The sequence below is a fragment of the Streptosporangium sp. NPDC002607 genome (genome assembly GCF_053592655.1).
In genome coordinates this window covers 17,128-38,793 of the sequence record NZ_JBSFWD010000018.1, presented here as the reverse complement: position 1 = coordinate 38,793, position 21,666 = coordinate 17,128, and the positions used below count along the sequence as shown (strand labels likewise).

Here is a 21,666-nt window from a genome sequence, read left to right as displayed (position 1 = left end):
CCAAAGACCTCTTGGATCGATGACCGATTCGCGGGTCCCGCTCGCGGCGGACGGTGACACTCGCCGCCGCACCCGGTGCCGCGCCGATCGGCGATCTCATCACCGGGCGGGATCATCTGGAGCGTCACCCCGAGTACCGGCGATATCGGGCGACTCCCCCGGATCAGGCCGGACGGCGCGCGGTGCGGGTGCCGTGCGTCGGCGGCAAAGGGCCCCCCGAAGCCCGGGTCCTCGACCGGTAACCGGCGCTGGATCTCGTGGGCCGCCTCGCGTTCACGATCACTGGGCACGACACACCTCCCAGAGGTGCCTGTCCGTCAGGCGCGGCCTCACTACCTCCCTGTTCGGACCTTTCTATCGTAGCGCGATACAAAGTGTCCGATATGCACCTTTTCGCCGAGCAGATCCAGCCTTCCTCTCACCGGGATCACGCCTGCATCACCTGCATCACCGCGCCCGCACACGGAACTCGGCGACTTGCCCGCGACAGGCCGACGATCGCCACGAGGTACGTTCCAGGAGGGCGACCCGGACGTACGGCCGCGACACAAACATGTCGTATCACGATATATTTGTGACATGGCGGACCGTGAGACCGAGAAGCCGCCGCGTCATGACGCGGCGGCGGCCGAGGACGACGGGGCGGGACTCGAACCCCTGACGAAGCGGGATTTCGAGGTGTTGGCTCGGTTCCGTTTTGAGATCCGCCGCTATCTACGTTTCAGCGAGGAGACAGCACGGAGGAACGGCCTCACCCCGCAGCAGTACCAGCTGATGCTGGCGCTGAAGGGGTTTCCCGGCCGCGGGTGGGCGACCGTGCGAGAGCTCGCCGACTCTCTCCAGCTACGCCACCACAGCGTGGTCGAACTGGTCAATCGGGCACAGACACAGGGACTCGTGGAGCGGAGCGCGCACCCGAGTGACGGCAGGGCGGTGCGGGTGTCGCTGACACCGGAGGGAGAACAGGTCCTGACCCGCCTGAGCGCGCTGCACCGCGACGAGTTACGGCGCATGGACGCGATACTCAACATCCCGGCCTGGGATGACACCCCGAAGGAGGGGCACCAGTGACCCCCTCGGCGTGTCTCCGGAGGGTGCCGAGCAACACGCGAAAGATCATCGAAGTGGCTTCGCCTCACCATCTCTCGGGCAACTCGTAGACCCAGCCCTCCCGCCAGGCGAACTCCTCGTCCACCAGATCCTCCAGTGCCCGCCCGCCGAGCAGCTGGTCCAGCGCCCACCGGTTGGCCGAGTGTGCGATCACCAGCACCCTCCTGCCGTCCCATAGCCCGGCAAGATCCGTCAGGAAATCACGGGTGTGCTCGACGACCTGCCGGTAGCTCTGCCCGCCCGGCCACGGCACGTCGATATGCCGGGATCTTTCGACGGCCAGCCGCGCCACGGGCATTCCGTTCCACTCGCCGTAGTTGCATTCGCGCAGCCGTTCATCCTGATAGATCGGAATGTCGATGCCCGCGAAAGCGAGCTCCGCGGTCTGCACGGCACGACGAAGATCAGAGGTGAACACCGCGGCCAGGCCATCATGGCGGCGGCGTTCACCAAGCTCCCGAGCCAGCTCACGGCCTCGCGACGACAGCTCTCCCGGTAACCAGCCGGTCGCGATTCCGGCCTCGTTGTCGGTCGTGATCGAGTGCGTCTCGTACACGATCATCGTTGCCACACCCAGCTCCAAACCTCTCACGAACAGGCCGTTGAACAGAGAGAACGCAGTCCCGGTACGTAGTCGGTGTATCCGGCGAACACGATCGCGGTGCGGACCGAGGTGATCGGATTTCGCCAGATCGACCGGTACGGATAAACCATCAGATCTCCACGGTATGAGGGGGAGCCACGTCTAACAACCCCCACCCCGTCCCGTGGCTCCGCCTCGCCTGTCCCCCTATGACCAGGGCATACAGAGCTCTCCAAGAAGGCTCCAAGTATTTCTCAACCAGGGCTGGATAATTTTGCCGCGAAGTGACCGGTTTCACGCCACGGCAAAGCCGATCGAAATTCCAATGCAGATCAGGCTACCCCGGCAGGTAAATCAACTATTGCAAGAAAGAGAACGATGACGGCTTTCCTGCACGAAGAACCAGACAGGCCCTGGAAACGATCACCACCAAGCGAATCAGGGGGAATCCAGGATCCGTCGCGTGGACAAGAATGTGTTTCAGCGAGCTCCATGACGGAAGAGCATGCGGTGCCGGACAGGCGCCTTCACAATGTCTCCCGACATTCGATGACATGCGCACCGCGGGCTTCGGCCATGGAGCAGGCCGAAGCCCGCAGGGAGTTCATGACGCTCCTGCCGTGGTACGTGACCCCGGCAAGGAAACCTCACCGTCCCCGCCAGGTCACGAAGCCCGGCGGGAGCACATGGAACGTTGACCTGCCCAGCGAAAGCAGTCCGTCGGGCCATACCCCGGTCGGAGGTTGGAATCTTGGTGGGTCAGGTTCTTGAGATAGGTCGCAGTTCGGCTGCCGTCGCCGCCACATTGAACGAGTTCCTGAACGAGTCCGAAGGCTGGCTGAATCGACGGGGCCTGACTCTGGAATACCATACGGATATTTCAAGTTGGGTCCGCCACATGCGGACCGCGGTTCACGCCGACGGCATCAACCCGACTTTTGACCCGGCGCACAGTCCCGTCTCCGCCCAGAACAGCTACTGGTTGGATATCAGGGACCGCGGCGGATCGACGGTCGCGTGCATCGCCGTGCGAATGATATACACGGCGGACTTCAGCCGTCACATAAGCTCCATGCGGCTGTGGTTCGATCCGCCACCCCCCGGGATGGAACAGTCGCTGGACCTCGTTCTGCCGGCGGAGACACCCATCATATCCGGCAGGGTGGCGCACTATGGCGGACACTGGGTGCATCCGAGCTGGCGGGGAAGGGAAATCCCCGGCCTCCTGCTTCCGCTGGCGAAGATACTCACCTTGGACCTGTTCAGAAGCGACTGGGACACGGGAATCGTGTTCTCGAAGAACGCGGTCAGGCAAAGTCTCGTGGACGCCTATGGTTTCGCGAACACGGTGCTCTGCTATTCCGGCTCGTTTCCCCCCGCCCACCGTGACGACACCCTTTTTCTGACCTACAGCAGCCGGGCGCAGACCCTGTCCCTGATGCCGCACGCGATCATGAAGCTACGCCCCCGCATGCCCGCAGACGATCCTCCTGCCGGCCGGTATGCCGAAATCACTTAAGCGTTGGCTCCGATCTCCGCGTTAACTGTTTTGTTTCGTCGCGGGTGGAATCCTCTCCGTTGCCCATGAACAAATATTCGAGGGAATTGAAAGCGGTATGAACGAGAACATCTGGACCGAGTTCGCCAAGAGTTATGACCAAATGATTCCCGAGCTGAACTGCTATCAGCGGATGCTCAGCAAGATCCTTCGCGACACGGAGGGCCGTCGGATCGTGACCGACGCCGGGTGTGGAACCGGCCTGGTCAGCCAGGCACTGATTGACCGCGGTCACCGGGTCATCGGCTTCGACAACAACTCTGCCATGCTTCAACGGGCTCATGACAAGAAGGCGGCCGCGTCGGGCGAGGCTCGCGACCGATGGACGGTCATGGAGGGAAGCGTGGAGCGCTTTCCCACCCGGGTTGTCTCTGACGCGGACGCGGTCCTGCTCAACAACGTCCTTTTCTACGTCCAAGACGTCGAATCGGCGCTGCACGAGGTTTTCTCCCACTTGAAGCCGGGGGGCGTGATGATCGCCACCGGTCCGAAACGCCGGCCCGACCTACAGAAGGTGCTTCGACACTCCATCGCGGAGTGGCAGGCGGAAGGGCGTTTCACCGAGGATCTCCAGGCCGCGCTGGCCCATCATTCGACCTGCGCTCAGAAACTGACCACCGACCCCAATGAGATGGTGACATTCTTCGAGGTGGACGAGCTGGTGGACACCCTGCGACGCCTGGGTTTCTCACGCCCCCTGGTCGCGGATGGCGACGACTATTTCGGCGAGAATTATTACGTTTGCATGCAGAAATGAAATGAGGTTTCCAGTGGAAGGCTCCGAGGTCAATCCCAGGTTTCAGCGTAACCTGGGTATTCTGGACGAAGAATCGATGAGGAGGGTCACGGACACCCATGTTCTCGTGGCCGGAGTGGGCGGTGCCGGTGGGCAATGCGCGGTGGATCTGGCCCGCCTCGGCTTCGGTTGGATGACACTCGCAGATTTCGACGTTTACGAGGTGCACAATTCCAATCGCCAGGTCGGCAGCTTTGACAGCACCGTCGGTCAGCCAAAGATCGAGGTCGTCGGGAGAATGTGCCAGGACATCAACCCGGAGCTGCGAATCCGCAAAGCGGCGGAGGGCGTGACGGAAAGCAATATCGACTCCTTGCTTTCGGGGTTCGACGGAAAACCGGTGGATTACGTCGTGGAAGTCATCGACATCGCCGGCCTCAGGGCGAAAGAATGGCTGCATCAAGCATGCAGGGAGCAGCGGGTCGTCATCATGACCGGCTTGATGCTGGGCTTCGGGGCCGCTTTGCATGTTTTCCAGCCCGAAGCACCTCTTTACCAGGATCTCTACATGCTTCCGGATGGGCGCATCGATTTACCCAAGATTATCCCCAGGCTCGGCGGCTATGTCGTACAGAAGCATTGGGATGCCTGCTTCGCCGGGCGCGGTCACGCTCCCACGTGTGTGATCGGAGCCACCACCGCAGCCGGGATGATGGTGAGCGAGATCATGCGTGCCATCCTCCTGGGGCGGGATCAGATGGTGTCCTACCCCGAGTACCTGTACGTGGATTTCTTTGACCACCATTATGTCCGAGGCTCGGTCGTCCCCGCATGAACGCCATGAATGCACCTTTCGCCCTCACCCGACCTGACGAGAACGGTCCGGCCGTGCTCTGGGGTGGCATGTGCGAATCGGGAAGCCTCAAATACCTGACGTACGAGCTCTTCCTTGAAGAGGTTCCGAAAGATGTCCGAGGATTCGTTGAGATCTCCGGTTCGTCAACCGCGCTTGCCCTGGATCTGCTCGGGAGAAAAAGAGGACTGCCGACCGTCGCCATCACGGATGCCTCCGGTCACGATCATCTCATGAGGCGCGGATTCCGTGGCGAGGCGCAGACGATCGTGAGCCTCAAGGAGGCTCACGAGCTTTGCCTTCAGCGCGAGCAGGAGGGCTGGTTCTGGCCGAGGCAGTTCACCAACGCGGCTTTGGTGAGGTGCGTGGAGCTATGGGGATCGCAGCTTTTGCGGGAAGTCCGTATGAATTGGCCAGAAATTCGCTATTTGGTGTGCGGATTCGGTACCGGCGCCACTGTCGCGGGATTGCACCGCGTCTTTGCTCCACTGGGGTATTCAGTCATGGGATTGCAAGCCAGGGCAGACGATCCCGTTCCCGGCTGGAGGAACTATGCCCTCCAGAATCTGGGTGACCAGGATCTTTTCCATCGTTACCAGGAGGAAATCCCGCTTCCCATCCCATCCGAAACCGAAAACTCCGGTGCGGGTGCTCTGGATTCACTCTTGAGGTACGCGAACACCTATGCCAATCCGGAGCAGGTGCTGGTGATTTCCCACGACGGCCGCCCTCGGGAGTAGGAGGGTCGCGTGACGGGCCCTGCAGCGAGTCGTTCCGTTCCGTGAGCCTTCTCATCCTGTCGCGCACCCACAGGGGCTGATCTAGCCTGAGTGGTCGACCTGGAGGCGGCGGTCAACCCCCCTGTGGGCCCCCGTCCTCGCCCCCAGGAGAACCATGCGCCGATTTCTCCTCGCCATCACTATCGGCATCGCCACTGATCGAGTCAGCCCAGGCCCGCCGGCGCGCGGTAAACGCCCCCGCCTCGTCGCCCTGGTCCGCGCCGGAGCGACGTTCGTCAACGGCAAGCTCGTCGAACGCCCCGAAGGGGTCACCTCAACAAGAGCAGCCTGAACGACCTTGAGCCACGGGGTGTTCGCACCTGGTCATACCGCCTCACCGGTCATGGCCGCGGGTGTCGTCTTTTCCGATCTTCTTCCAGATGACCACCATGCCCAGCGCGAGGACGAGTAGGGCGATGACCACGATTATCCCCTTGATCATCGCCTCTCCGCTGATCAGCGGTGCGGTCGCCGAGTACGAGGAGGAGGCCGGCCTGGAGGCGATCTGCGCGCGGGACGCCGACAAGACCGCGAGCAGGATCAGCAGAACGTGCAGCCGCAGATCGAGGACTCCCTGGCCACGCTCACCACGGCCTTCGCCAAGCTCCTGGCGGACGAGGCGCTCCGCACCGGGTCTCTGGACTGGGTGAAACGTGCCCTCAACGGGGAGCGGGAGAGCGGGCCCGGCGGGGAGCAGGAGGTCCGGCCCGTTCCCGTTCTCAGGTCAGCTCCAAGTGGCGTTCTTCAGCAGGCCCGGCAGCTTCTGGTCGCCCCATACGTCCACTACGACGATCTTCGACTCGGGCAGGAACCACTCACGCTGGGTGAAACTCTCCGTCTGCCGGCCGCTATTCTGCTTCACGCACCGGCCGGCCCAGGCGGTGTACTTCGCCTTGTGCCCGCGCCCGACCTGGCGCAGCCCCGTCGAGGTGGCCTTGCCGATCACCTGGATGCTTCCGTACTCGAAGGGGCAGCCCGCCGGCGCCCCACTGGCCGGGACGAACGGCTTCTCGCCGGTGTAACGGCGGCCCTCGGCGCCGTAGGCGATCACCTTCGGGCCGTACAGCCAGAACCCCCGGCAGTTCGGGGCGAAGGGCTCGGGAATCTTGCAGCTACCGGTCGCCACCAGGACCCGGTCCGTGTAGTCGTACACCTTCCAGGTGGCGGGAATCTTCAGGTTCATCCCCCGGAAGGAGAGGGTCTTGGTCCCGGAAGCCGACGCGGCCGCCGGAGCCGCCGCCGGCGAGTTCGCCGCGGCCAGGGCGGCGGTGGGAGCAGCGAGCAGGGCGGCCGTGGCCAACACGGCGAGGGCGGAAGATCGCTTTCTCATTCCGGGCAAGTTACCGATCATCACTTGTCGCAGGCTTGGATCCCGCTGGACACCGTCCTTGAACAAGACCTGGAACGAGTCCTCGCCGGCGGTTGAGCCGCCGCCGGATGATCGGTGCGCAGCACGAACAGATGCCCCTGCAACGCGAGGCGGTCACCCAGCCGTTTACGGCCCGGCCAGCGGGTCCGGCGCCGCCTCTTCGGTAGCAGCTGTTCGACGACAGCCCGCGGCTCGTCACTGACCTCCCACGGCTTCAGCCGCGCCACCCGTTGCTCATCTCGCCATCGCCACGGCGAAAGATCAAAGTACAACAGAGATCATTCTGCTAGGCACCCTCGGTCACTCACGCCCCATTCCGAAGATCAGAAACGGGGCGTGCCGGCTGGTGGGCACTACGGGGTTCGAACCGGTGACATCTCGCCTGCGAGGCGATCCGGACGGAGTCCCGACCACGGACGGGACCGGCCACCGGTGGCCGGTCCCGTCCGTGGTCGTTGTCACCCAGATGGTCACCCAGAACTCGCGCTCTCCGCATACCCTCCCGGGCCTTCCCGCAGACGTCCCGTCCATTGCTCCGCAATCCGAAGGCCTGGTAGCCGAACTGGTCCGTCGTCCTTGTACCAAGTGGGTCGCTTCGCAGCCACCGGCGAGACGGAGCGCGAGTGACACCGGTGGCGATGATGGTGACTCGCACCCGGCCTGCGATGACAAGACCGTAGGCGACCCACTGGCCGACGCCGGTGAGCACCCGGCTTCTCGACCGGTTCGGCCTCAGGCGAGGGCGGGGGCCGCGAGCATCCCAGAGGCCATGACGCGCAGCGACGCGGCCAGCCGCATCGTCTCTCCGCGCTCCAGCAGCCGCAGAACCGGCTCGCTCTGGAGGCTGCCCAGCAGGATGTGAGCCAGCAACTCTCCGTCCAGGTCGGGGCGCCGCGCGGCGATCAGCGCACTGGTGTGACCGTGCCAGAACCGGTAGACGGGGTGGTCGCCGTCTTCGTCCCGGTGCTCGCCGTGCTCCTTCCACTCCGGCCTGGGCGCCGCCGTAGCGGCGTGGCCGAGCGCCGCGAGGAGCCCTTTGTTGCGGCCGACGACGTCGACGATCGCGTCCAGAAAGGCCATCAGCCGCTCCTCGGGTGGGACGCCGGGCCCCAGTGGCGGAGGTCCGCTCGCCACGGCCTCCTCCAGGGCGTACGCCCGCTCCTGCATCAGCGCGACCATCAGCCCCATCCGGCTGCCGAAACGGTGGAACACCGTGCCCTTACCGACCCCGGCCGCGGCGGCGACCTGTTCCATGGAGATCTGCTCGGGCCGGTGCCGGGCGAGAAGGTCCTCGGTGGCACGCAGGATGGCGCGACGGTTGCGTGCCGCGTCAGCGCGTTCGCGACGCTCCTCGATCATCGGCTCCTCTTTCCCATGGACAACTGGACCGCCGGTCAAGTACGCTCGCACCGAACTTGACCGCAAGTCCACTTTACCCTCGATACGGGAGGACGACATGCGCCGAATCCGTTACCACGCCTACGGCGGCCCCGAGGTGCTCACCATGGAGGAGACGGAGGTCCCCAGCCCGGGCCCCGGCCAGGTGCGCATCCGCGCCGAGGCGATCGGCGCCAACTTCGTCGACGTGAAGTTCCGTCAGGGGCCGGACACCGGCGGAATCTACCGGCGCGAACTGCCCGCCGTGCTCACCGGCGACGTGGTCGGCACGGTCGACGCGGTGGGGCCGGGCGTCGACGCCGCCCTCACCGGCCGGCGGGTCGCCACGCTGGCCGAGGACGCCTTCGCCGACCACGTCCTCGCCGACGCCGGGTGGCTCGCGCCCGTGCCGGAGGGAATCGACGACGCCACCGCGAGCATGCTGCCGATGGGCGCCCCCGTGGCGCTGGGCGCCTTGCGCGCCGCCCGGCTGTCGCCCGGCGAGACCGTGCTCATCCACGCCGCCGCGGGAGGCATCGGCCATCTGGCCGTGCAACTCGCCAAGATCGCTGGCGCCGGCACCGTGATCGCCACGGCCGGCTCCCCCGCCAAGCTGGACTTCACCCGCACCCTCGGCGCCGACGTGGCCGTCGACTACTCCGCAGAGGACTGGCCAGAACGGGTACGCGAGGCCGCGCCAGGAGGAGTCGACGTCGTCCTGGACTCCGTCGGCGGCCGCATCCTGCTGCGCAGCCTCGACCTTCTGACGCCGTTCGGCCGAGCCGTCGTCTACGGAGCGGCCAGCGGCGAGGCCACCGACATCCCGCTGACCAGCCTGTTCGCGATGAGATCGGCGGCCGGGTTCTCACTGCTCGCCTGGCGCGCGGCCGCGCCGCAGCAGGCACGCGAGGACATGGACCAGGTCGCGCGGCACGCGGTTGAGGGCAGACTGCGGGCCGCGCTGCACGCCCGGCTGCCGCTCGACGAGGCGGCCGAAGCGCACCGGATCATGGAGAGCCGCTCCCAACTCGGCCGCGTCCTGCTCATACCCTGACTCCACTGATGTACCCCCGGTTCTGTGGAGTCGGGGCACATCACTACTGGGTTCGACCCAGTGACATCTCGCCTGTGAGGCGATCCGAGCAGGGGCATGACCAGTGCCGACACCAGCCCTGACCTGGGCGTACGGTCCACGGTCGGCCACCGTTGTCCGGCCCCGTCCGTGGTCGTTGTCACCCAGTTGGCCACTCAGGTACGAAACGCGGCCAGACGGCGCGGCAGCAACGCGAAAGCCCGCGAGCGGCCACAGGCGACCTGACGGGTCACCGCCCGGCACAGCCGGGCGGTGGCGTTCACCGGGTCGGTCGATCAGGCAGCCGAGCCGCGGATGCCTCGACAGGAGAGGCCGGCCGCCGGCGGGCGATGACGGGCTCGTCAGGCCCAGGGGTCGAAGGGGATGCCACTCGGCTTGGCGCGCGAGAGGAGGTCCCCGAACCTGCCGTCATTGATCTTGATGGTCGCGGCGCCGAAGTCCGCGTTCATCAGCCTGTCGCGCAGCCAGGTGCTGGGCCAGCCGTTCCAGTCCACGAGCGGGGGATAGCGCCAGTTGTGGTAGTGGTTCTCCGGCGGCTCGTCATTGCCGTTGGCGAGCCGGAAGAAGTGCGTAGACGCCCCGTCCTTGTGATAGACGACCTTGGGGTGCGACCCGTCGAAGCGCACCTGCGAGCGCGTATAGGTCACGACGCTGCTGTGTTGCGTGGTCGAAAGGTACTCCACCTGGTTGGACGCCTGGTTGACCCAGGAGATGACGTGCTCCCAGTCGTGACGGTGGCCGCCGAGGCTGATGCCGGGCAGAGCCTGGTCCTTCTCGAAGTAGCTGGCGTACACGACGGCGCACCAGCCGCTGTTGCACTTGGAACGGGCGTAGGTCTGCGAGTTGTCCAGGTCCGACTGGTCACGGCAGTTGCCGTTGACCGCGCCGGTCGGGTTCAGCCCCGAAGCGAGGGTCCCGTCCGGCCCGATGGCGGGGGTGGCGTAGCAGCCGTCGCCGTCGTAGTCGTAGGCCGGCGAGAACGAAGCCTCGTACCCTCCGGCCGACTGAGGCAGGTTGTGCGGCGGAGCGGCATAGGCCGCCGACGCGGGGATCACGACCCCCAGAGCGGTGGCGCTGAGCACGATCCCGAGCCGGGAACGCTTGCGTGTGAAGAACGTAGGGGAGGATGTGCTCCTCTCTGACACGGTCGCTGACTTCGATGCCCTCGCGGTGGACGTGAATGACGACAGCTTTCGCATTCTTCCGCTTTCTCGAAGGACTGGCTCCATGACCTGACGGCGCGTCGGCGTGGTGGGGCGTCGGCGGCGTTCTCCGCGCCGATGTGAGCACGCCTCGCACTTTCACGGCACCACGGAACCGATGCTTGATCAAGGTCCTTAGATCAAATGACGCCAACATGTATCGGCGACGGTCGAAAGGTGAACCACAAGCGAAGGCTCACGAATCGCCTCCCGGAGGAGCAGGGTCGCCGGGGTCCGGGGGGAGGGCGATCGCAGCCTGAAGGTCCTCCTGACAGAGGACGTCCACATGGTGCGCGGGGCGCTGGGGGCGATCCTCGACCAAAGCCAAGGACAAGCTCAAAGAGATCACCGCGACTACCACGACGGCCTGGCCATCGCCCCGGCCCACTACACAGTGGTCGACGCTGTGAAGTACTGGCTGCAGCACGGCCTGGCCGGGCGCTCGGCGACCACGGTGAAGATGTACACGACGTTCGCCGACAAGCATGTGATCCCCGCGCGGTGGGTGCGCGCAAGACGAGCGGAGCATGCTCCTCAACATTCTCGACTCGCACCGCGCGACGCTGGAGCTGAAGTGCGCGGGCCTGGAGGCCGAACTGGCCTGGCGGTCGGTGGAGCCCTCCACGCTCTCGCTGCTCGGCCTGATCCGTCACCTGGCCGACGTGGAGCGCCGCTGGTTCCGGCGGGTGATGGCCGGGCATGACGCGCCTGCCCGCTTCTCCTCTCCCCAGAACCCCGACGGCGACTTCGACGTCGCCGTCGCCGACCCCGCCTCCGTCGCCGCCGCCTGGCAGGCGTGGCGGGAGGAGGTGGCTTTCGCCGACAGCTACGTCGCCGCCACGGCCGACCTCGACCTCACCGGGGAGGACGCTTGGCGCGGAACGGTGTCGCTGCGCTGGGTGCTCATTCACATGATCGAGGAGTACGCCCGGCACAACGGCCACGCTGACCTGCTCCGCGAGCGCATCGACGGAGCGGCGGGGCTGTGAGAGGCCCCGTACCGCTCGCGTGAGGTTCAGCGCCCGGCGCTGTCGCCGGCCAGGACCGCGTGGGCGGCCCCCGCCTGCTGCTCGTCCGACTTGCGGCGCTCGTAGTAGCAGACGGTGGCGATGGCCAGGGCGGCGCCCCAGACCGGCCAGAAGCATTCCGGCAGCCAGGCTCCCCAGTCGGCCCAGGAAAACCGGCCGGCGATCGTCGACCTGATGTAGGTGATCCCGGCCACGGTGACGATGATCGAGACGAACCCGGCGGGGATGACCGCCATCAGCGGTGGCACTCGTCCCATCAACACATCAAGAAGCCGGAGCACCAACAGACAAGCCAGGTCCTGCGGTTAGAGGCACCGAAGCCCAGAGGAACTCAAGGGTTGATTCGTTATTGGCGTCACGTCCACCTGCGTGCGCAGGCTCGTGAGCCGGCTGGAGCGTGGGGGAACAGCTGAAGTTCATCAAGGCGATGCGGGCCTGGGTCAACCGCGATCATCGGTCAGGCGACTGATCGCGCCACCAAGGCCATGGCCTGCCGCATGGCGTTCCGTACCTCGTCGGGTCCGTCGCCGCGCTGCAGCGCGCTGACCGCGGACGCGCTGACCGCGCCCACCATCGCGCCGACCAGGGCGGGGGCGGTGGTCGTGTCGAGTCTGTCGGGGAAGGCCCGCTGCAGCGCCTGGGCCAGTTCGGCCTGAGCGGTGAGGTACCGCTGCAGCAGCCGGGCCTGCAGCGCCGGTTCCGAGGCCGCCAGCCGCGCCCGAAGCGCTGCGAGGCCGCTGGACAGGTCGTGATCCCAGGCGTTGAAGATCATCTGGTCCATCGCCCTCACCAGCACTTCAGGCAGCCGCTCCCCGGCGTGGCGCTCGGCGATCGCCTCCAGCGCCAGATCGACGCGCACGTCGGTGTTGGCCAAGAGCACGTCCTCCTTGGTCTGAAAATGAAGGAAGAAGGTGCGGGGGGACACCTCCGCGGCGTCGGTGATCTCGGCCACGGTTACCTGGTCGTAGCCCCTGTCCTCGAACAGGCGCACCGCCGCGTCGATCAATGCCTGCCGGGTGCGTTGCTTCTTGCGCTCCCGTAGTCCCAGTTTCTCCACCATGTGAGCCACTTTACTTAAGAGCCTGCAGTAGTGCATACAATGCATTGCTACAGTGACTGTAGCAATTGAAGGGTGGTCGTCATGGGGAGCCTGGACGGACGTGTCGTCCTCATCACCGGAGCAGGGCGCGGCATCGGGCGGGAGGAGGCGTTGTTCTTCGCCGCCGAAGGCGCCAAGGTCGTCGTCAACGACCCCGGCGTCGCCATCGACGGCACGGGCGGCGACGCCGGCGTGGCGGCAGACGTCGTCGAGGAGATCACCGCGTGTGGCGGGCAGGCCATGGCCAACACCGACAGCGTCGCCGACTGGGACGGCGCCCGCCGCATGGTGGAGACGGCCCTGCAGTCCTTCGGCGACCTGCACGTAGTGGTCAACAACGCGACCATCGAACGGAACATGGGCCTGACCGACCTGTCGGAGAAGGACTTCGATGACGTCCTGGCCGTCAAGCTCAAGGGCACTTTCGCGGTGACGCACTGGGCGGCCCGCCACTGGCGCGACCGGTTCCAGGCAGGGGCCCGCGCCGACCGCGCCGTCGTCAACACCTCCTCCGGCTCCGGACTGCTCAACCCGCTGCCCGCGCAGGTCTCCTACGCGGCGGGCAACGCCGGGGTAGCGGCGCTAACCGCCGTGGCCGCCCTCGAACTGGGCCGCTACGGCGTGCGGGTCAACTGCATCTCGCCGTCGATGGCCCGCACCAGACTCACCCTCGGCGTCCCCGGCATGAGTCAGGAACCGCCGGCGACCCGGTTCGACCCCCTGCACCCGGCCGCCAGCGCGCCTGTCGCCGCCTACCTGGCCAGTTCAGCCTGCCCGCTCACCGGCCAGGTGCTGTCGGTGCGAGGCGGTACGGTCGCGGTCAACCAGGGCTGGTCCCTCGGCGGCCACATCCACAAGGACGGGCTATGGAGTGTGGAGGAACTGGCCGAGAAGGTGAAAGAGCTGCCGATGGACGACCCCTTCGACAAGCTCGCCCAGGCCCTGTCCGGCGCGCTCGGCACCACTGGACGCGCCGAACTCCAGGAGATGATCAACGCCCTGCTGGACCAGGGAGGCCGGTCCGGCACAGCCTCCGCATGACGCGATAGCGCACAGCCCGGACCGCGTGCTCAGGTTCGCGGTCCGGGGAACGCCCCAAGCGCACCACGAGACCACAGGTGACCCACGCTCACCGCTCCCTCGTTCGGACCGGTGCACACCCGGCGAGAGAAGAACGGGGCGGTACGGGCCTGCCGTCCCCGTAAGCGCGACAAGGTCTGTGAGCACGGGCATCCGGTCGGCTGCCATGCCCGCCACGCATAACGACGCGCATACGACGTGCTGCTCGCCCTCCGGCGATGTCAGTTCGGCTCGCACATCAGAGTTCGAGTTGCGATCCTCACCGGCCCCGGGGGCGGGGACGGTTCTGCCCTGCGCGAAGCCGGCAGAACTCGAACGCGCCGTCTATCTATGGTGAGGCATGGCCTCCTCTGTCCCGCCGCTACGTCCGGCGATCGATCGAACCGACCCTAAGCCGTCTCCGGCTCGCGAGCCGCTGTGGCGGCACGCGCTCGGTGAGTGTCTCAGAGGTCTTCGTCACGAGCGGGGCGAGAAGTTGAGCGAGACGGCGCGTCGCGCCGGCGTCTCGCCGCAGTATCTCTCCGAGATGGAACGAGGCCTCAAAGAGCCATCGAGCGAAATGATCGCTGCGGTCGCCGGCGCGCTGGATGTCACCCTGATCGATCTGACCCTTGCCGTTGCCGAGAGCTTGCGGTCTGCTCAGAGCAGCACGTCGAGAGGTGCTACCTGCTCGGCGGCGTATGCTCTGGCCGCGTAGCGTGGCCTGCCGGGATCATCCACGAGCCTATGAATGCTCCTCGATGATCTCATCGAGGAGCCCGTACTCCAAGGCCGCGGTCGCGGTGAACACGCGATCGTGATCGGTGTCGGCGCGTAGGGTCTCGATAGTCTGGCCCGTGTGCCGTGACAGTATGCGCTCGATGTCTGCTCGGACACGTACGACCTCGTCGGCTTGCAAGATGAGATCGGGGATCGTTCCGCGCCCCTGAGCAGCCGGTTGGTGCAGGATTACTCGTGCGTGCGGGAGAGCGGCACGTTTTCCTTCGGCGCCCGCGGCGAGAAGGACGGCACCCACCGCGATGGCCTGTCCAACGCAGGTTGTCTCAACCCGCGGGCGGATATAGCGCATGGTGTCGTATATCGCGAGCATCGCGCTCGGGTCCCCGCCTTCGCAGTTGATATAGAACTGTATGTCGGCATCGGGGTTGTCTGACTCCAGAAAAATAAGCTGTGCGACGAGCGCGTTCGCGACGCCCGCATCAATTGCGGTTCCCAGATAGACGATTCGCTCGGTGAGCAGGTGCGAGTAGACATCCATGATCCGCTCGCCACGAGAATTCCGGGCGATGACGTTAGGGATCGTGTACGTGGTCACTGGCCGACTCCTTCGGTGACGCCGAATCCGGGCCGTGGGCGATTGTGTGGCGCGATTTCGTTGAAGCTCTGGACGATTGCGTCTATGAAGCCGTAGTCCAGTGCCTCTTGCGCTGTGTACCAGCGATCATGCAGAGAATCCTCGAATATGCGCTCTACGGGCTGGCCCGTGTCCTCGGCGATAAGACCGAGCACCGTGTCGCGAGTATGCCGAAGGTCGCCGGCCTGCAGTTCGATGTCGACTGCGGTGCCGCCGATTCCGGCCGAGCCTTGGTGCATCAGGACACGTGCGTGCGGCAGAGCGCGGCGCTTCCCTCGGGTACCCGATGACAGCAAGAATTGCCCGGCGCTGTAGGCGATGCCCAGCACGAGAGTCGATACGTCACAGGGAATGAGTCGAATGATGTCACGGATCGCAAGCATCGATGGAACCGAGCCGCCCGGGGAGTGAATCCACAATGCGATATCGGTCGACGCATCCTGCGTGGCGAGTGCTATCAATTGCGTGGCGAGCAACGTCCCATTGTCATCATCGAGAGGGCCGTCGAGAACGAGAACACGCCGCTCGTAAAGCTGATGTCTTACCCGCGCGTTGAACAGTGGAAGCTTCGATTCTTCACCCATGCGTCCATCATGTGGGGCGATCCGGATCGGCGTCGACACGATCTGCCTGGGGCAGATCTGCTCTGAGCAGAGAGAACTCGGTTTCCGGCCCGGTTCGTAGCATTGCGGTCGGGAATCCACTGGGGCGGGCGCGCCCTCCTGCTGCCCACGCCTTTCCCTGCGGATTTGCTTAGTTTGACGCCGGCCGTCGCTTGAGCATGGGCGGTGTGGTCATCTCCTTGCCGGGCAGGCGTAGCCATACCGGGCCGGACACGACAGGTCACGTCGTCATTCGCGTGTACCTGTTCCGGTGACCTTCCTCGCCCGCTGGTTGCCCTGCCCGCAGGATGACGGCTTGATCTCGTGGGGCCGGCCCGGCATCCCTTGTGGTGACCGATGAGGAGATGACTGCGGCGCCCCTCCCGGACCCGCACCTCTTTCCCCTGCCCCCTTCCTTCGTCTCTTCGCGTGCATCGCCTGCCGTGCTCTCTCCAGGCTTCATGATTCGGCTCATCGTCGTCTGCATGGCCGTGTGCCTCCCCTTCGCCCCTTCGGAGAGGACTCCTCTCGGCACCAAGCTTGCCAAGCCGCCATCACTGCGCCGCGTCGACGTGTCTGCGCGGACAGCGCGCCGCCGACGGCGGACCGGCCGAAGAGCCGCAGCCGCCGGCTAGCGAGCGCGCGGATCCAGATGCAGCTTCATCCCATCGTGCAGGTACCCAAAAACATGCGGGCCGTGAATGGCTACCAGGCTGCGCTGTGCCTCCCCCAACACCTCGACTCCCCGCGGTGTCTCGGGACCAACAATCCGCCCTCGCCCCTCGTCGTCTCCGCCGCGCTCTTCCTCCGCTTGGCGGGTGTCCCCGCTCCCCTGCTGTGAACCCCGTCCTGCTTCATCGTCAGCGTCCGGCGTAGAGCTCCCTTTCTTCCCTCCGCCGTACCGCTTCCCTCGCTCCTCCGGCCTGAGGCGGCACCTCCACCGCGTCAGCGGTGGCTTGAAACCGTATGGAAGTCGTAGCAGCTCAGACCAGATGTACGCCGTCGTGCTGCCTGATAGCTGGTGCTCCGTCGTGCAGGGCATCGAGTACTCGAACGGCGAACGCCTCGGCAACCATCTGGGGTATCTCGGCGGGCGTTGCCCAGTGGAACCCCGTCACCTCGTCGTTGGTGGTGAGGCTTCCCCTGGTGGTCTCGCAGCGAAAGACCAACGCGACGATTCCCCGTGACATGTTCTTGTAGACGCCAGTGAGGGCAACCGGCTCGACGATCAGGCCCGTCTCTTCAAGGACTTCTCGACGCAACCCATCCGTGATGGCCTCGCTGAGTTCCAGCACGCCCCCCGGGGCCTGCCATTGACCATTGTCGGCACGTTTGGTGAGCAGGACTCGGCCATGGTCATCGACAACGACGCCGGCAACGCTCACTGAGTGGAGTCCATCTGCCACGGTCATCTGTCACCTCCAGCGGATGGCGGCCGAGAACCTTGAACCCTTTCCAACCTGACGGCGCTGGTCGCGATGGGCATGGAGAGCCCAGTTGAGAAGAGGGCTGCTCCTTCAGAATTGACAATGATCATTGTGTCGGTGGGCGCTGCGAGCATGAGGGGATGATCGCGACCCCTGACGACTACTCCCGGTTCCCCTCCGAGCACCTCCCCGATCTGGGGGGTGCCTACTGCTTCACCTACGTCCGCGGCCTGACGCCTGAGAAATTGGTGACCCGGCTCGGCGTCCGGATCGAAGACTGTTCTCGCATGACGCTTGATGAGCTGACGAAGACCGCCTACTCCAGCTACGACGGGAAGAGCATGTTCTTCGGCGTCACGGCTGTAGACGACTGGGTACTCATCGTCGAGGTCCTCGGCAGCCTCGGCGTCACCGAAGAGATCATCGTGCCGCTGTCGGCGGGCACCCGCCTCGTCTCCCACTACTACCTCGACATCAAGTGCATGGACTACTTCCACTGGATCGAAGACGGAAAGACCCGGTTCGAGTACCTGAACCAGGACGGCTACTCCCACTGGATCAAAGGCGGAAAGATCCAGCTCGATTTCCCGCACTATGAAGGCTACTCAGAGGAGATGCCGGACGAACTCGCAGAGACCATGAAACGGATCGACTCCGTCTACCCACCACACACCTACCCCAACGAAGGGCCGGCGTTCCTCCTGGCCGAGCGCCTCACCGGGATCACGATGACGCCGCAACTGCTGGAGGAGTCCACCTACCTGTGCGGATCCGTTCCCAAACCGAGGTGAGCAGAACCCACCGTCCGCGGCCCCCGCGGGTTGGCCGCGGCCGATGGATCACTCCGCTGCAAGCTCCTGCCGGCTCCACGGGGCCGTTCTCCGCAGGCCTGCCTCACCAGGCCAACAGGGCGAGCGCGGGCAACGTGCGGCGCGACGTACGAAAGATCATTGAAAAGGCAGGACTCCGTGGCACTGACTGGACCCCTCGCGAAATGCGGCACAGCTTCGTCTCGCTGCTGGCCGACTCCGACGTCCCCATCGAGGACTCTCACGCCTGGTCGGCCACCGGAACACAGTGGTCACCGAGACCGTCTACAGGAAGCAGATCCGGCCGGTGCTCATGCAGGGAGCCGAGGCCATGGACGACATCTTCGGAAGTTAGTCACTCACGCCCCGTTCTGAAGATCGGATACGGGGCGTTTTGGCTGGTGGGCACTACTGGGTTCGAACCAGTGACATCTCGCTTACAAGGCGATCGGAGCAGGGGCGCGACCAGGGCGTATACCGTCCCTGACCTGGGCGTACCGTCCATGGTGATCCACTGGTGTCCGGCCTCGTCCGGGGTCGTTGTCACCCAGTTGGTCACTCAGGATTCAGAAGTTCTCACTCCACAGGTACCAGGGGCCGTAGTAGTGCTCGACGTCGGGTTCGTATTCCTCTTCTTCCGGCAACGGAGGTTCCCCGTTCGGGCTCCAGATGAAGCCATGGGCGTGGATGCCGTTTCCTCCGCCCGCCAGCGCGAAGCGCACCGTGCCCTCATGCCGTTCGGCCCAGGAGATCTCGAACAGCCCGAGCGTCGCGGCATCCATCCTCCAGTCGCCGCTTCCCGCTACCGCTGACCGTGCGACCTTCTCGAAGTCCTCCTCGGACAGAGAGAGTCTGAATCTCCCCGGGCCCATGGCAGCCAGCCCGAACACCAGAATTCCGACGATCGCCGGTGCTGCCCAGCGCAACAGGTTTCGTTTGACACCAGGCCGGCCTTCCGGATTGAAAACCTCCACGGCGAGGCGCACGAACCAGATCACACCTAGTACGAAGAACGCCAGGAGAACAGGCAGCACCCACAGAGGGCCGCCACTGGGAAAGCTTGCCCCGTACAGGAGCAGCAGTCCAATGACCACCAGTGAGCCGATCAACGGAAAACCCGGCGCGCCGATCGAACTCCTCGGGGTCCGCTCTTTCGAAATCACGGCAACTCCAACCAGGGGCGATCAAGGCATCTCATGATCCACGCGAATCCTATCCATGGATCTCGATAAGCACAGAGTGCCGGAAACCCGGAGTTCTGCTCAGGGTTCAGACAGCGGAGAAAAGGTCTCCACGACCCCGCCGCCATGCGATATACCGCTGCTCAGGGTAACTGCCGTCCAACTCGTCACCTAGAACTCGCACTTTCTCGCGGGTCGTCTGCCCAGACGTCCCGGCCGTTGCTCCACAGCTCTGAGGCGTGGTAGCCAAATCGGTCGAACAGGCCGTCGTCCTGGTAGCGGCGCAGGTGCATCATCGGCGAGTCGTGGCCGACGAGCTTGGCCAGGTGCGGCGTCACGAGCATCTCGGAGTCGAAGCGGAAGACGCTCATCGCGATGTGCTCGCCTCCGAAGCGCGCCTCGATGCCGGGTACGTTTCGAACCTGCTCGATCTCCGAGAGGGTGATCCGAATGCGAGTGGAGACGGTCAGCGGGACATTCTCCACCTTTTCGCGGCGACGGGTGACCTCGCTGTCCGGGTCACCGATCAGGAACCGGATCTTGCACCCCTGCTCGGCCTTGCGCTTGAGGACCTTGGCGAGGTTGGGGTGTTCCAGCCACAGGAAGTAATTGGTGTACCCGGCGAAGACGATCTCGTTGCGGGCCGAGCTGATCAGGTTGCGCCAGATCGACTTGGGGCACGCCGACCGGTAGGGGTAAACGGTCAGAACTTCTCGATCCGGGCCGGTCTTCACGGTGTTACGGATAGCCTCTGGCCACAACACGGACGTATCAACTCCTAATGCCTCAGCGGCGGCCAACTGGTGCCGGAGGTGCGGGACTCGTGCCTCATCCTGTAACCAGCGTTCCACCGTCTTAACATCCACTTCGCAGCGGTCCGCCAGGTTCTGGTTGCTCAGCTTCGCATCGCAGTCTGACGCGGGAGCCGCTTGAGGGGCCCCCGACTGTCGCTTCGAGCACCCCAAGCCGATCCGCCAACTGTGCGACCTGACCCGCTATCGGCGAACGTTGGTGCGCGAGCGCATCCGCGAGAAGCAGCGCGTGGAAAAGCTCCTGGAGGACGCGCAGACCAAACTGTCCAGCGTGATCAGCGACGTCTTCGGGGTATCCGGCCGGCAGATGCTCGCCGCGCTGATCAACGGGGAACGCAACCCCCGGGTCCTGGCGCAGATGGCGCGTGGTGCCATGCGTGCCAAGATCAGCGTCCTGGAGGAGGCCCTGAGGGGGCATTTCACCGACGGGCACGCTTTCTTGTGCCAGATGATGGTCGATCGTATCGACGACCTCACCGCGAAGGTCGAGCAGGTCTCCGGCCGGATCGCCCCGTATGCCGCCGCGGTGACGCAGCTGGATGAGATCACCGGGGTGGGCGCCATCGCCGCCCAAGAGATCATCGCCGAGATCGGGGTGGACATGAGCCGCTTCCCCACCGCGGCTCATCTGGTGTCCTGGGCCAAGTTCGCGCCCATCGACAAGAACTCCGCCCGGCGCAAGAAGGGCGGCTCCACGGGGAAGGGCAATCCGTGGATCGCCGCCACCGTCGGGGAGATCGTGGCCACCACCTCCCGCTCCAACACCTTCCTCGGCGAGCGCTACCGCCGCCTCGCCCGCCGCAGGGGCCGAAAACGCGCCATCGTCGCCATCGGCAACTCCGTACTGACCGTCATCTGGCACCTGCTATCCGATCCAGAGGCCCGCTTCACCGACCTTGGCCCCGACTTCTACCAATCCCGCCTGGCCACCCAGCGCCGCGAACGCGACCTGGTCCGCCAGCTCGAACACCTCACCGGCCAAAAAGCCACCCTGCAACCAGCCGCCTGACCCCGCCCCGATCTGCGAAACCAGTTCCGAAATCACCGGTCAAGGTTCGCTGCCGCCTGCCCACTTACAGACCGATTTTCGAGCCAGGCGGAACAACCACCCTGCTCGGCGGATCGAGACCGTGGTCATACGCGTGTGGACCATCGCGCGGATGCGTCGGTGTGTGGGGATGTTGCTGTCAGCGCTGCTGTCACCTCAGCCATGGTCACCCGGTACCGGGGCCGACAAAGGAGGGCCTCGGCGTCGATCGCCCTGGCCGCGAACGGCGAGAACCGAAGTGAGCGATCGTCACGGCCTGGACGAGCGGTCATCTCCTCGTCAGCCAGGCGTCCATTGGAGAACGCTCATACAGGGAAGCGGCAGGATCGCCAACATGCGGGTTATGGAGTGGCCGGCGTCCGGGAGTTGGCGACCGCACGGCCGTGCGGGTCCGGGCGTGGCTGCGCTGATCTTCCCCCCCGGAGCGACACGCGAGGGCTACCACGAGAACCGGGATCCTCAAGCCCTCGCGCTTCCCACGACCCTTCAGGCAAGGGGCTTGGCCGACCCTCCACGAACCCTATTGAAATGATCTGGAGAGAGTGTCACGCTGGCCTGGATGCCTT

At 65.2% G+C, this 21,666-nt stretch carries 24 protein-coding genes and 1 pseudogene; 13 read left to right on the top strand and 12 right to left on the bottom strand.

Going from position 1 to position 21,666, the window contains the following annotated elements; genetic code table 11:
* Nucleotides 1-579: 579 nt before the first annotated feature.
* Nucleotides 580-1,071 (top strand): MarR family winged helix-turn-helix transcriptional regulator, encoded by a 492-nt coding sequence (locus ACWD3H_RS21270; protein ID WP_451956187.1) that lies wholly within the window; start codon nt 580-582, stop codon nt 1,069-1,071.
* A gap of 64 nt (nt 1,072-1,135) precedes the next feature.
* On the opposite strand, the gene ACWD3H_RS21265 is transcribed toward ACWD3H_RS21270, so the two are convergent.
* A complete protein-coding gene (locus tag ACWD3H_RS21265; protein ID WP_451956281.1) occupies nt 1,136-1,672 on the bottom strand; it encodes a histidine phosphatase family protein in 537 nt (178 codons plus the stop codon).
* 775 nt (nt 1,673-2,447) lie between these two features.
* On the opposite strand from ACWD3H_RS21265, the gene ACWD3H_RS21260 reads away from it, so the two are divergent.
* The 5 genes from ACWD3H_RS21260 to ACWD3H_RS21240 all read left to right on the top strand — a co-directional run bounded on the left by ACWD3H_RS21260 (nt 2,448) and on the right by ACWD3H_RS21240 (nt 5,911).
* Nucleotides 2,448-3,212 carry a hypothetical protein gene (locus ACWD3H_RS21260; protein ID WP_355564316.1) on the top strand — a complete coding sequence of 255 codons (765 nt, stop codon included), beginning with the start codon at nt 2,448-2,450 and terminating at the stop codon, nt 3,210-3,212.
* Between the two features lie 97 nt (nt 3,213-3,309).
* Nucleotides 3,310-4,008: a class I SAM-dependent methyltransferase gene (locus ACWD3H_RS21255; RefSeq protein WP_355564313.1), complete on the top strand. Its 699-nt coding sequence runs from the start codon at nt 3,310-3,312 to the stop codon at nt 4,006-4,008.
* Nucleotides 4,009-4,021: 13 nt separating this feature from the next.
* Entirely contained in the window at nt 4,022-4,822 is an 801-nt protein-coding gene (locus tag ACWD3H_RS21250) for a ThiF family adenylyltransferase (protein WP_451956186.1), read from the top strand.
* Complete coding sequence (locus tag ACWD3H_RS21245; RefSeq protein WP_451956185.1) at nt 4,819-5,580, top strand: pyridoxal-phosphate dependent enzyme; 762 nt, start codon at nt 4,819-4,821, stop codon at nt 5,578-5,580. The genes ACWD3H_RS21250 and ACWD3H_RS21245 overlap by 4 nt, the downstream gene beginning before the upstream one ends.
* A gap of 154 nt (nt 5,581-5,734) precedes the next feature.
* Nucleotides 5,735-5,911 (top strand): hypothetical protein, encoded by a 177-nt coding sequence (locus ACWD3H_RS21240; RefSeq protein ID WP_451956184.1) that lies wholly within the window; start codon nt 5,735-5,737, stop codon nt 5,909-5,911.
* A gap of 42 nt (nt 5,912-5,953) precedes the next feature.
* On the opposite strand, the gene ACWD3H_RS21235 is transcribed toward ACWD3H_RS21240, so the two are convergent.
* The 3 genes from ACWD3H_RS21235 to ACWD3H_RS21225 form a co-directional block, all read right to left on the bottom strand.
* The gene (locus tag ACWD3H_RS21235) at nt 5,954-6,145 is read right to left on the bottom strand and encodes a hypothetical protein (RefSeq protein ID WP_451956183.1); all 192 of its coding nucleotides are present in this window, start codon (nt 6,143-6,145) and stop codon (nt 5,954-5,956) included.
* A 198-nt stretch (nt 6,146-6,343) separates the two neighbouring features.
* Complete coding sequence (locus tag ACWD3H_RS21230) at nt 6,344-6,949, bottom strand: hypothetical protein (RefSeq protein ID WP_451956182.1); 606 nt, start codon at nt 6,947-6,949, stop codon at nt 6,344-6,346.
* A gap of 771 nt (nt 6,950-7,720) precedes the next feature.
* Complete coding sequence (locus tag ACWD3H_RS21225) at nt 7,721-8,347, bottom strand: TetR/AcrR family transcriptional regulator (protein ID WP_355614127.1); 627 nt, start codon at nt 8,345-8,347, stop codon at nt 7,721-7,723.
* Between the two features lie 97 nt (nt 8,348-8,444).
* On the opposite strand from ACWD3H_RS21225, the gene ACWD3H_RS21220 reads away from it, so the two are divergent.
* Complete coding sequence (locus ACWD3H_RS21220) at nt 8,445-9,419, top strand: quinone oxidoreductase family protein (protein ID WP_451956181.1); 975 nt, start codon at nt 8,445-8,447, stop codon at nt 9,417-9,419.
* Between the two features lie 380 nt (nt 9,420-9,799).
* Here ACWD3H_RS21220 and ACWD3H_RS21215 read toward each other — a convergent pair whose 3' ends face one another.
* Complete coding sequence (locus ACWD3H_RS21215; protein ID WP_355564292.1) at nt 9,800-10,540, bottom strand: NPP1 family protein; 741 nt, start codon at nt 10,538-10,540, stop codon at nt 9,800-9,802.
* Nucleotides 10,541-11,187: 647 nt separating this feature from the next.
* Here ACWD3H_RS21215 and ACWD3H_RS21210 point away from each other — a divergent pair.
* Nucleotides 11,188-11,649: a DinB family protein gene (locus ACWD3H_RS21210; RefSeq protein ID WP_451956180.1), complete on the top strand. Its 462-nt coding sequence runs from the start codon at nt 11,188-11,190 to the stop codon at nt 11,647-11,649.
* 26 nt (nt 11,650-11,675) lie between these two features.
* On the opposite strand, the gene ACWD3H_RS21205 is transcribed toward ACWD3H_RS21210, so the two are convergent.
* Both ACWD3H_RS21205 and ACWD3H_RS21200 read right to left on the bottom strand, forming a co-directional pair.
* On the bottom strand, nt 11,676-11,945 hold the full coding sequence (locus ACWD3H_RS21205; RefSeq protein ID WP_451956179.1) for a hypothetical protein: 270 nt from the start codon (nt 11,943-11,945) through the stop codon (nt 11,676-11,678).
* A 200-nt stretch (nt 11,946-12,145) separates the two neighbouring features.
* On the bottom strand, nt 12,146-12,748 hold the full coding sequence (locus tag ACWD3H_RS21200; protein ID WP_355564280.1) for a TetR/AcrR family transcriptional regulator: 603 nt from the start codon (nt 12,746-12,748) through the stop codon (nt 12,146-12,148).
* An 81-nt stretch (nt 12,749-12,829) separates the two neighbouring features.
* Here ACWD3H_RS21200 and ACWD3H_RS21195 point away from each other — a divergent pair, with 81 nt between their 5' ends.
* From ACWD3H_RS21195 to ACWD3H_RS21185, 3 genes and pseudogenes are all read left to right on the top strand, one after another.
* Nucleotides 12,830-13,828: an SDR family NAD(P)-dependent oxidoreductase gene (locus ACWD3H_RS21195; protein WP_451956178.1), complete on the top strand. Its 999-nt coding sequence runs from the start codon at nt 12,830-12,832 to the stop codon at nt 13,826-13,828.
* Between the two features lie 96 nt (nt 13,829-13,924).
* Nucleotides 13,925-14,050, top strand: a pseudogene (locus ACWD3H_RS21190) (hypothetical protein); the annotation flags it as partial.
* Nucleotides 14,051-14,207: 157 nt separating this feature from the next.
* Nucleotides 14,208-14,564 (top strand): helix-turn-helix domain-containing protein, encoded by a 357-nt coding sequence (locus ACWD3H_RS21185; protein WP_451956177.1) that lies wholly within the window; start codon nt 14,208-14,210, stop codon nt 14,562-14,564.
* A 27-nt stretch (nt 14,565-14,591) separates the two neighbouring features.
* On the opposite strand, the gene ACWD3H_RS21180 is transcribed toward ACWD3H_RS21185, so the two are convergent.
* From ACWD3H_RS21180 to ACWD3H_RS21170, 3 genes are all read right to left on the bottom strand, one after another.
* On the bottom strand, nt 14,592-15,182 hold the full coding sequence (locus tag ACWD3H_RS21180; RefSeq protein WP_355564270.1) for a ClpP family protease: 591 nt from the start codon (nt 15,180-15,182) through the stop codon (nt 14,592-14,594).
* Nucleotides 15,179-15,805: a ClpP family protease gene (locus tag ACWD3H_RS21175; RefSeq protein ID WP_355564267.1), complete on the bottom strand. Its 627-nt coding sequence runs from the start codon at nt 15,803-15,805 to the stop codon at nt 15,179-15,181. Before ACWD3H_RS21175 ends, ACWD3H_RS21180 begins: the two co-directional genes overlap by 4 nt.
* Before the next feature lie 1,001 nt (nt 15,806-16,806).
* On the bottom strand, nt 16,807-17,235 hold the full coding sequence (locus ACWD3H_RS21170) for an NUDIX hydrolase (RefSeq protein ID WP_451956176.1): 429 nt from the start codon (nt 17,233-17,235) through the stop codon (nt 16,807-16,809).
* A gap of 155 nt (nt 17,236-17,390) precedes the next feature.
* On the opposite strand from ACWD3H_RS21170, the gene ACWD3H_RS21165 reads away from it, so the two are divergent.
* Nucleotides 17,391-18,041 (top strand): DUF6461 domain-containing protein, encoded by a 651-nt coding sequence (locus ACWD3H_RS21165; RefSeq protein WP_451956175.1) that lies wholly within the window; start codon nt 17,391-17,393, stop codon nt 18,039-18,041.
* Between the two features lie 584 nt (nt 18,042-18,625).
* Here ACWD3H_RS21165 and ACWD3H_RS21160 read toward each other — a convergent pair.
* Together ACWD3H_RS21160 and ACWD3H_RS21155 are read right to left on the bottom strand one after the other, a co-directional pair.
* Nucleotides 18,626-19,222 carry a hypothetical protein gene (locus tag ACWD3H_RS21160; protein ID WP_451956174.1) on the bottom strand — a complete coding sequence of 199 codons (597 nt, stop codon included), beginning with the start codon at nt 19,220-19,222 and terminating at the stop codon, nt 18,626-18,628.
* Between the two features lie 185 nt (nt 19,223-19,407).
* On the bottom strand, nt 19,408-19,974 hold the full coding sequence (locus tag ACWD3H_RS21155; protein WP_451956173.1) for a hypothetical protein: 567 nt from the start codon (nt 19,972-19,974) through the stop codon (nt 19,408-19,410).
* Nucleotides 19,975-20,281: 307 nt separating this feature from the next.
* On the opposite strand from ACWD3H_RS21155, the gene ACWD3H_RS21150 reads away from it, so the two are divergent.
* On the top strand, nt 20,282-21,061 hold the full coding sequence (locus ACWD3H_RS21150) for a transposase (protein ID WP_451956172.1): 780 nt from the start codon (nt 20,282-20,284) through the stop codon (nt 21,059-21,061).
* Nucleotides 21,062-21,666: the final 605 nt, after the last annotated feature.